Consider the following 3,480-nt stretch of genomic DNA (forward strand, 5'->3'; position numbering starts at 1 on the left):
GCCCGCCCCCGCCGAGCACGCTGCCGAGGATCGCCCCGCTGAGCACCGAGCGGCCGCCACCGCGCCCGCCCCTTCCGCCGCCGCCACGCAACATCAGCATGACGATGACGAACAGGACGAAGAACGCGAACCCCGGCAGGCGCTGCTCGGAGTGGCCGGCGGAGGACGACGCCGCCGGCTGCGCCAGGGGGTCGCCACCGAGGACCTGGATGATCGCGCCCGCGCCCTCGCGGATGCCGCCGGCGAAGTCGCCACGGCGAAACGCCGGGAGGATCACGCTGTTGATGATGATCGACGCCTGCGCGTCGGTCAGCCGGTCCTCGAGGCCGTAGCCGACCTCGATGCGCACCTTGCGCTCGTCTCGGGCGACGATCAGCAGCGCCCCGTTGTCCTTGCCCTTCTGGCCGATGCCCCAGTGACGGCCGAGCTGGTAGCCGTAATCCTCGATCGCATTACCCTGAAGGTTCGCCAGGGTGACCACCACGACCTGTTCGCCGCTGGCCTGTTCGTGGGCTTCGAGCATCTGCGTCAACTGTGCGCGGGTCTGCGCGTCGAGCAGGCTGGCCTGGTCGACAACCCGCCCGCTGAGCGCGGGAAACTCCACGGCCTGCGCCAGCAGCGCGCAGGCGCCTAGCAGCAGTGCCAGCGCCGGACACAGCCATGGCCTCATTGAAAGTTCACGCTCGGCGCCTGCTCGGCGTTCGGCGCGGTGGCCTTGAAGTTCTCGCGCACCTGCATGTCGCGGTACAGGGTCATCTGCCAGAGACGGCCGGGGAAGGTGCGGATTTCCGTGTTGTAGCGCTCCACCGCGGCGATGAAGTCGCGACGCGCCACGGCGATGCGGTTTTCCGTGCCTTCGAGCTGCGACTGCAGGGCGAGGAAGTTCTGGTTCGATTTCAGGTCCGGGTAACGCTCGGAGACCACCATCAGCCGGCTCAACGCGCCGCTGAGCTGCTGCTGCGCCTGGTCGAACTGCTGCAGTTTCTGCGGATCGTCAAGGGTGCTGGCGTCGACCTGGATCGAGGTCGCCTTGGCCCGCGCCTCGATCACCCGGGTCAGGGTCTCCTGTTCCTGCTTGGCGTAGCCCTTGACCGTCTCGACCAGGTTGGGGATTAGGTCGGCGCGGCGTTGATACTGGTTTTCCACCTGTGCCCAGGCGGCTTTCACCTGTTCGTCGTACTGCGGGATGTTGTTCACCCCGCACCCCGTCAGCAGGCTGCCGAGCAGAAGGAGGAAGGTCAGCCGGAGGCTGTTGGAAAAAGTCCGCATGGGGTGTAGCTCCTTGGGCATGGAAGTCGGGGTATCCCTTAGAAGCGACGCACCCGTGCGAGTTCAGGGGGCGCCGCTCAGTGCGACTACCTTACGCCAATCCGCCGACAAGGGACGAAGCGCTGCCCGGACCGCCGGTACGCCGCGCACCTGAACGTTGTCCGCGGCGCGGCAATCGAAAGCAGTGAAGCCACTCACGGCTTCATTGCGAGGTAGTCATGAACACTAGCGAACAGAATCCCGACACCGTCGAAAGGCCTGCCGAGGAAGGCGATTTCAGCCGCGATCCGGGTATCGAGGACACCCCGGACCAGCAGCGCCCACACGACCCGGATACCGAGGCCAGCCCGGACGATCCGGACATAGCAGGCGAAGATGCCTCTAGGCAGCCCAGCTGAGCCTCATCGCCCACCGAAGCCCGGCGAGTCCGGGCTTTTTCATGCCCGGTGAAAGACGTGGCCCCCAAAAAGCCGGCATCGCGGCGGGCGGTTGGTACAGCGGATGTTCCGTGAACGAAGGTCGCAACGACTGGCATGTGGCGCCGGCCGGCCACCGGTCAGCTGGAGCGCCCGGCGCCGATGGGCGGGCTAGCCTTTCGAGACATCCGGGCGACATCGGCCGGTTTTGCCGGTCCCATGTCTGCCCGCCGGAGGTTTCGGCGAACCGTGCCGGCGCGCCTCCTCGCGCCGGCCAACACGAGAAAGGAGCAATCATGAGCGACGCACAATCCGGGGCCCTGCCCGAAGGGGCCCTGCCCGAAGGCATGAAACCCTGCAGCATGTACCGCATCCAGGACCCGGCCGACGGCAGTTACTGGGACGGCCACTTCCTCGGCGGGATCTTCTACGAGAACTACCGGCAGATGGGCCGCATCACCGGTGACACCTTCTTCTACGACGGCAAGGACGCGGACGGCCAGTTGTCCTTTCGCGACGGCATCGCCGGCAACTTCAGAGGACTGAAACTGGAGTTGCGTGGCGGTATGGTGTTTCTCGATCTGGTCGAGGTGGTCTGAGGCTCCGCGTCGACGCGGGGCATGAGGCCGGGTCCGCGCGATCCGGCCCGTGCGGTCCGCTCAGTCGTCGCGGGTCAGCACTTCCAGCAGCTCGATCTCGAACTGCAGGTTGGCATTCGGCGGGATGCGCTCACCGACCTGGCGTTCGCCATAGGCCAGGTGAGCCGGCACCCGCAGACGGCGCTTGCCGCCGACCCGCATGCCCATCAGGCCCAGGTCCCAGCCCTTGATCACCCGCCCGGTGCCGATCACGCACTGGAACGGCCGGCCTTTCTCGTAGGATGAATCGAAGGTCGTGCCGTCTTCCAGTACGCCGTGATACTGGGTGGTGATCAACGCGCCCTTGACCACCGCCTTGCCCTCGCCGACTACCAGGTCGATCACCTGCAACTCGTCGCACATCGTTTCTCTCCTTCCCATGTCCGGTCGAATAGCCAGCGCCCCGCGAGCCGCTCTGGCACGCGCGCAAGCGCCGGGACGCCATTCGAACACAGTGCGCCGATCGCCGCTGCTTCCTCGCTCGATCCCCCGCCATCCGTGGCCTGCAGGGCTTCATCCGATGACCGGTTAGCACTCGGACGGTCGTGTGAGGTTCTCAGATCTATAGTCGCGTCAGTCACGGCCCGGTTTGGGTTGGGGAGGGGGAACTCCATGCTTCTGGACTTCATACGCAACGCTGCCCTCTTGCTGGCGCTGTGCTGGCTGCAATCGCGCATCTGGCAGCACTGGGGACATCGGGTGGTCTGGTCGCAACTGGTGCTGGGGGCGGTCTTCGGGCTGATCTGCGTGGCCAGCATGGCCGACCCCATCGAACTGGGCCACGGCATCATCGTCGACGCGCGGCTGGCGCTGGTGAGCGTGGCCGGCCTGCTCGGCGGGCCGCTGGTGGCGATCATGTCCGCCGTCATCGCCGGCTGCTACCGGCTGTGGATCGGCGGCGTCGGCGCCTATCCCGGCGTGGTCAGCATCCTCCTGGCCGCCCTGATGGGGCTGGTCTACCGGCATGCCTCGGAGTCCGGGCGTATCACCCAGGGCAGCACGCAATTGCTGGTCTTCGGCCTGCTGGTGCACGCCATCACCCTGCTGATGCTCAGCCAGTTCCAGGGGACGCTGGAGGTGTCCTTCAGCGAAACGGCGGTGGCGATGATGATCACCATGCCGCCCACCACCCTGCTGCTGGTCGCCCTGCTGCGCGG

General features: G+C 66.7%; 6 protein-coding genes. 3 read left to right on the plus strand and 3 right to left on the minus strand.

Annotation, left to right across the window (positions count from 1 at the left end):
• Window positions 1–670, minus strand: a 670-nt coding sequence (locus tag B2X67_RS15965; protein ID WP_286786083.1) for a TPM domain-containing protein, incomplete at its 3' end; no start/stop codon positions are given.
• A complete protein-coding gene (locus tag B2X67_RS15970) occupies window positions 667–1,269 on the minus strand; it encodes a LemA family protein (RefSeq protein WP_282343112.1) in 603 nt (200 codons plus the stop codon). The genes B2X67_RS15965 and B2X67_RS15970, both read right to left, overlap by 4 nt.
• A 218-nt stretch (window positions 1,270–1,487) precedes the next feature.
• Between B2X67_RS15970 and B2X67_RS15975 the strand changes: the two genes are divergently transcribed.
• Entirely contained in the window at window positions 1,488–1,667 is a 180-nt protein-coding gene (locus tag B2X67_RS15975; protein ID WP_286786084.1) for a hypothetical protein, read from the plus strand.
• A 314-nt stretch (window positions 1,668–1,981) separates the two neighbouring features.
• Window positions 1,982–2,284 (plus strand): hypothetical protein, encoded by a 303-nt coding sequence (locus B2X67_RS15980; protein WP_286786085.1) that lies wholly within the window; start codon window positions 1,982–1,984, stop codon window positions 2,282–2,284.
• A 60-nt stretch (window positions 2,285–2,344) separates the two neighbouring features.
• Here the strand turns inward: B2X67_RS15980 and B2X67_RS15985 are convergent, their stop codons facing one another.
• Complete coding sequence (locus B2X67_RS15985) at window positions 2,345–2,686, minus strand: FKBP-type peptidyl-prolyl cis-trans isomerase (RefSeq protein WP_282343106.1); 342 nt, start codon at window positions 2,684–2,686, stop codon at window positions 2,345–2,347.
• Window positions 2,687–2,935: 249 nt separating this feature from the next.
• Between B2X67_RS15985 and B2X67_RS15990 the strand changes: the two genes are divergently transcribed.
• Window positions 2,936–3,480 (plus strand): LytS/YhcK type 5TM receptor domain-containing protein (locus B2X67_RS15990; protein ID WP_286786086.1); only part of this gene is annotated, 545 nt, incomplete at its 3' end.

This window comes from Pseudomonas sp. UBA3153 (assembly GCF_002364635.1).
GTDB lineage: Bacteria > Pseudomonadota > Gammaproteobacteria > Pseudomonadales > Pseudomonadaceae > Pseudomonas_O > Pseudomonas_O kuykendallii.

Excerpts from the sequence above, each read along its gene's own strand:
- B2X67_RS15970 (WP_282343112.1), bottom strand. The coding sequence starts at position 1,269 with ATGCGGACTTTTTCCAACAGCCTCCGGCTGACCTTCCTCCTTCTGCTC.
- B2X67_RS15975 (WP_286786084.1), top strand. The coding sequence starts at position 1,488 with ATGAACACTAGCGAACAGAATCCCGACACCGTCGAAAGGCCTGCCGAG.
- B2X67_RS15980 (WP_286786085.1), top strand. The coding sequence starts at position 1,982 with ATGAGCGACGCACAATCCGGGGCCCTGCCCGAAGGGGCCCTGCCCGAA.
- B2X67_RS15985 (WP_282343106.1), bottom strand. The coding sequence starts at position 2,686 with ATGTGCGACGAGTTGCAGGTGATCGACCTGGTAGTCGGCGAGGGCAAG.